The sequence below is a fragment of the Bacillus sp. XF8 genome (assembly GCF_017498755.1).
Classification (GTDB): Bacteria; Bacillota; Bacilli; order Bacillales; family Bacillaceae_G; genus Bacillus_A; species Bacillus_A bingmayongensis.
Window position 1 is genome coordinate 1 of the sequence record NZ_JAGDQK010000091.1, and the last position, 4732, is coordinate 4732.

Genomic DNA, 4732 nt, shown 5'->3' on the forward strand with positions numbered 1-4732 from the left:
CAAGCATTTGAACAATCTCATTGAACAGGACCATAGGCATGTGAAGCGACGTTTTTCCAAATCCGCAGGATTTCAAAGTCTTCTCCATACCTCACGTACTATTAAAGGTATAGAAACTGTTCATGCCATATACAAACAAAACCGAAGTCTTGGCTCAGACTTCGGTTTTTCGACGTACAATGAATTACAGGGGCTACTAACAACCGCATAAAATGTACAATTTTTTGTTGGCACCACTTAACCTTAACAAAACTTCGCAACAGAACCATAAAAACTATGACAAAATTTATCCGTTTTTTTTCGTTTTTCCTTTTTGCCTACTTGCTAAATTCAGCAAGTAAAATATTTTTAAAAGGATTAGGACTGTCAGCTCTACCCAAACTGTTCCAATTGACGACCAACGTATGCTTGCCTCCAAGTGTGCCTCCAACAAGAGTAGTAAACCCTAGAAGGCCACCTGTGTGTCCCCATATCGAGACACCGTTTGGAAGCTTAGTTTCATAGATTCCAAGACCATATCCATCGATTCCTTCTCTTCCTGTAGGAACTGTAGTAAGCATTTGTTTTAGTTGTTGTTCTTTCAGTAATTTGCCACCGAGCAAGTAAGAGAAGAATTTGTTTAAGTCGTCAGCAGTAGAAATCATATCTCCAGCCGAGCTACCTGCACTTGGGTTATAATAAGTAACATCTTTTAGCTCACTTGCTCCGTCTGGTTGGAAATATCCACGGGCATGATTGGTACCTGGGATAACAGTTGAATTACCAGGTAGGAATGTATTCGACAATTCAAGCGGTTCAATAATCCGATTTTCAATCTCTTCCGCATAGCTGTTTCCAGTTACTTTTTCAATAAGAATACCCAGTAATACGTATCCTGTGTTTGAATAAGACCAGCCCTTTCCTGGGGCAAAGTCTGGGGGAAGAGAAATCCCCATCTTCACTAACTCTTCAGCCGTATACGATTTTTTTGTATCCGTAAAGTCAGTGTCTTTTGACCTTGAGTATTCAGCGATACCACTTGTATGGTTCAATATCTGCCGGATAGTAATCTGGTTACCATCATATCCATTTCCTTGAATGACACCAGGCAACCATTTTTCGATGGAGTCGTCTAGATTCAAGCGGTTCTCTCCAGCTAATTGAAGCACCACTGTTGCAGTGAACGTCTTCGTCACGCTGCCAATGCGAAAGCGAAAATCTGTTTTCATTGGTTTCTTGGTTCTCAGATCCGCTATCCCAGCGGCATAACTCCATGTTTTTCCACCCTCAGAAGTTTTAGCAAGTATCCCCGAGAATCCAAGTTGCAATGTATCCCGCATTGCTTGCTTGACGGAATTACGATCTCGTTGAGTGCTTGTGTGTGACGAACTAGATACATTTTGAGTGGGCTCTGCTTTTACAATTGAGATTGGTGTTGTGTATAACAGAGAACTTCCAGCTATTAAAAGGGCCAGACTTGCAAATGTAATTTGACTACGTGTTTTCATAAGGCATTCCTCTCCTCTATTCATATTGTATAGGTGGGTTGCTTGCTGTTTCATACTAACCACACAGCTATCATCTCTACCAATGACAAAAGGTCAACAATAAAGTGAAACTTTAATCAGTGGGGGTCTTACTGCCCGTTAATGCGGGATAAAATTAACTTTGTGCTCTTTCACTCTATAGTAAACAGAAAATTCTAAATATCTATTTTCCTTACAAGAAGATTACAAAGTTGTCACAAAAGTGAGCATTTATTTTTAGGAATTTTCCTGTTCTGCCAAACATACAAGAAGAAGTTGTTCGCAACTTTGCGAAATATATATTCGGAATAAGTATGTTTACAATTAACAAAAAATGGACTCAAAACCCTATATATCAAAGGTTTTAAGTCTGTTTTATCCAATATTACATATTTAAAAAACTTATAGTTTTATCCAAGCCATTCATGAAAATTATTAGATAGATCTTGTAACTCTGCTATAAATTCACTAGCATGATATCCATCACAAACAGCATGATGCACTTGTAACGAAATAGGTCGTTTTTGTTACAGTGGAGAGTACTTTCTTTTATTTTTGAAAAACAAAAAAACCACCAAATAAAGTGGTAGTTTAAAATACAATTATATATTTTACACCAGTGATATTAGTGTGCCTCCAACAGCGCCAGCCACTACAATAATCCAAGGTGGTAACTTCCAATATACTAACATACTAAATAATACGGCAGCTAAAGCAAAATCAACAGGTTGTAAGATTGCACTAGTCCAAATCGGATGATAGAAAGCTGAGATTAAAATTCCGACTACAGCCGCATTTACTCCCATTAAAGCACCTTTGATTTTAGGATTTCGTCTTAATTGATCCCAAAACGGTAATGTACCTAAAATAAGAAGAAATGCTGGTAAGAAAATAGCTACAGTTGCTAGTAATCCACCTTGCCATCCACCAATAACAGCACCTATATACGCTGCAAATGTAAATAATGGTCCAGGTACAGCTTGAGTAGCACCGTAACCAGCTAAAAATGACGCTTCATCCATCAAGCCTGTAGGGACAAATTCACGTTCCAGTAATGGTAAAACAACATGACCTCCACCGAAAACTAAAGATCCTGAACGATAAAAACTATCAAACATTGCAATCCAATTTAACGATGTAACCTCTCTTAGAACTGGAAGGAAAACAAGTAATCCAAAAAATAGTGATAAACAAATTACTCCTAACTTTCGGGAGATTGGGAAACTTAGTTTAGCTTCATCATTATCCGCATGGTTTTTATAAATCAGATAACCAACTAGACCTGACAATAAAATTACACCAACTTGTGTGAAAGCTGTTTGCCATAATAACGTTCCAACTAAAGCAAATAACGCGATAGATTTACGTTGTAAATCTGGTGTTAATTTTTGAGCCATACCTAAAATAGCATGTACTACTACTACTACGGCTACGATTTTTAAACCATGAATCCAGCTAGCATTCCCAATATTTAAACCTTGTAGTATTAATGCAAATATGATTAGTGCTACAACAGAAGGAAGAGTAAAACCTATAAAAGAAAGAATTCCTCCTAGTACACCCGCACGCATGACACCAATTCCAATACCAACTTGACTACTAGCAGGACCAGGTAGGAACTGACATAATGCAACTAAATCAGCATAGCTTTTTTCATCCATCCATTTTCTTTTGCGAACATACTCTTCGTGAAAATAACCTAGATGTGCTATCGGTCCCCCGAAAGATGTAAGTCCAAGTCGAGTAGAAACAAGCAGTATTTCTAATAAAATCTTAAATTTGCTTTGTTGTGTTGTATGATTCATTTTACACGTCCTTTCTTATTAATCTTTAATTTCTTTAAAAAGTTCATATGCTTTCTTTCGTGCCTCCACTAGAACTTCTTGCCCTTTTTCAGTAGCTGTATAATATTTTCTGGTTCTGGTGCAAAAACTATTTGATGAAGACATAGAACCTACATGGCCTGTTCAATTACAGATTATGATGCAACTCCAAACAACTTATGTATGAATTTGACTTCATTTTGGACAGACTTCACCCGTTGGTGAAGTTGTCCTTTTTTCATCATATGCATCGCTTCAATGCCACTCAATATAGAATGGGCTGTTTCATACGACTGGAATCCCAACATAGAACGCACACGTTTCTTAATGAAACGATGATCTTGTTCTACTATATTGTTAAGGTACCGTATTCGTCTGATTTTAACGCCTTTAGGCATCATCTTTTCTTCTTTTAACTGTTCAATGGCTAAAGGATACGCTGGATTTTTATCAACCGTAACGACACGTGGTGTTGTAGAATGACGAACAGCCAAGGCTTTTTTGAAAAAGCGCTTGGCTGCTTTGGTATCTCTGGATTTACTTAAATAAAAGTCAATCGTATTTCCTCTCGAATCGACTGCACGATATAAGTACATCCATTGTCCTTTTACTTTTATATAGGTTTCATCGACTCTCCATGAGTCATTTGTTTGCTTGAGATGACGCCGTACTCTTTCATCTAATTCAGGTCCATATTGATGAACCCAACGCATAATCGTTGTGTGAGCCATAGATAAGCCGCGTTCCTCCATCATTTCCACCAAATCACGAAAACTGAGGCTGTACCGTAGGTACCATCTAACCGTTAACAAAATAATGTCAGGCTGATAATGCTTCCATTTGAACAAATTTTGTTTTTCCATACCGATCACACACCTTTATAGAGTAATAGTATCAGTATGTCCAAGATTTGGAGATTACTTGCAATTGTCTTGCAGTTTTTGCACCAGAACCCATTTTAGTACCCCCAAGTTTAAAAAATGGTTATTCTTTCTAAATTAAACGAGCAAAATCAGAAAGGATAACCGTTTTTTGTGTTGATTTGGAATAAAGATTGAAAAAAATAAGAATTTGAATAGTGACTTATCTTTATACAAAAATAAATCGTTTATAATAAGTTAAACGGTTCTGTTGCAAAGTTTTGTTAAGGTTAAGTGGTGCCAACAAAAAGTTGTACATTTTATGCGATTGTTAGTAGCTCCTGTAATTCATTGTATGTCGAAAAACCGAAGTCTGAGCCAAGACTTCGGTTTCGTTTATATAAAGCATGAATGGTTTCGATGCCTTTCAAGGTACGGGAAGCGTGGCGAAGATTTTGAAATCCTGTGGATTTGGAAAAACGTCGCTTCACATGCCTATGGTCCTGTTCAATGAGATTGTTCAAATGCTTGATTGTACAATGAG

General features: G+C 37.3%; 5 protein-coding genes and 2 pseudogenes. 1 reads left to right on the forward strand and 6 read right to left on the reverse strand.

Annotation, left to right across the window (positions count from 1 at the left end):
• A partial coding sequence (locus tag J4P91_RS28280; RefSeq protein ID WP_207996741.1) for a DDE-type integrase/transposase/recombinase occupies nucleotides 1-211 on the forward strand: 211 nt, incomplete at its 5' end.
• Between the two features lie 106 nt (nucleotides 212-317).
• On the opposite strand, the gene J4P91_RS28285 is transcribed toward J4P91_RS28280, so the two are convergent.
• The 6 genes and pseudogenes from J4P91_RS28285 to J4P91_RS28305 all read right to left on the reverse strand — a co-directional run.
• Nucleotides 318-1487 carry a serine hydrolase domain-containing protein gene (locus tag J4P91_RS28285; RefSeq protein WP_207996742.1) on the reverse strand — a complete coding sequence of 390 codons (1170 nt, stop codon included), beginning with the start codon at nucleotides 1485-1487 and terminating at the stop codon, nucleotides 318-320.
• A gap of 428 nt (nucleotides 1488-1915) precedes the next feature.
• A pseudogene (locus J4P91_RS28290) lies at nucleotides 1916-2023 on the reverse strand (CatA-like O-acetyltransferase); the annotation flags it as partial.
• Nucleotides 2024-2116: 93 nt separating this feature from the next.
• A complete protein-coding gene (locus J4P91_RS28295) occupies nucleotides 2117-3310 on the reverse strand; it encodes a chromate transporter (protein ID WP_207996743.1) in 1194 nt (397 codons plus the stop codon).
• A gap of 18 nt (nucleotides 3311-3328) precedes the next feature.
• Nucleotides 3329-3427: pseudogene (locus J4P91_RS29305) on the reverse strand (PadR family transcriptional regulator); the annotation flags it as partial.
• Nucleotides 3428-3483: 56 nt separating this feature from the next.
• Nucleotides 3484-4191, reverse strand: coding sequence for an IS6 family transposase (locus tag J4P91_RS28300; RefSeq protein ID WP_207996744.1), 708 nt, complete (start codon nucleotides 4189-4191; stop codon nucleotides 3484-3486).
• A 317-nt stretch (nucleotides 4192-4508) separates the two neighbouring features.
• Nucleotides 4509-4732: DDE-type integrase/transposase/recombinase (locus tag J4P91_RS28305; protein WP_207996745.1), on the reverse strand; the 224-nt coding region annotated here is incomplete at its 5' end.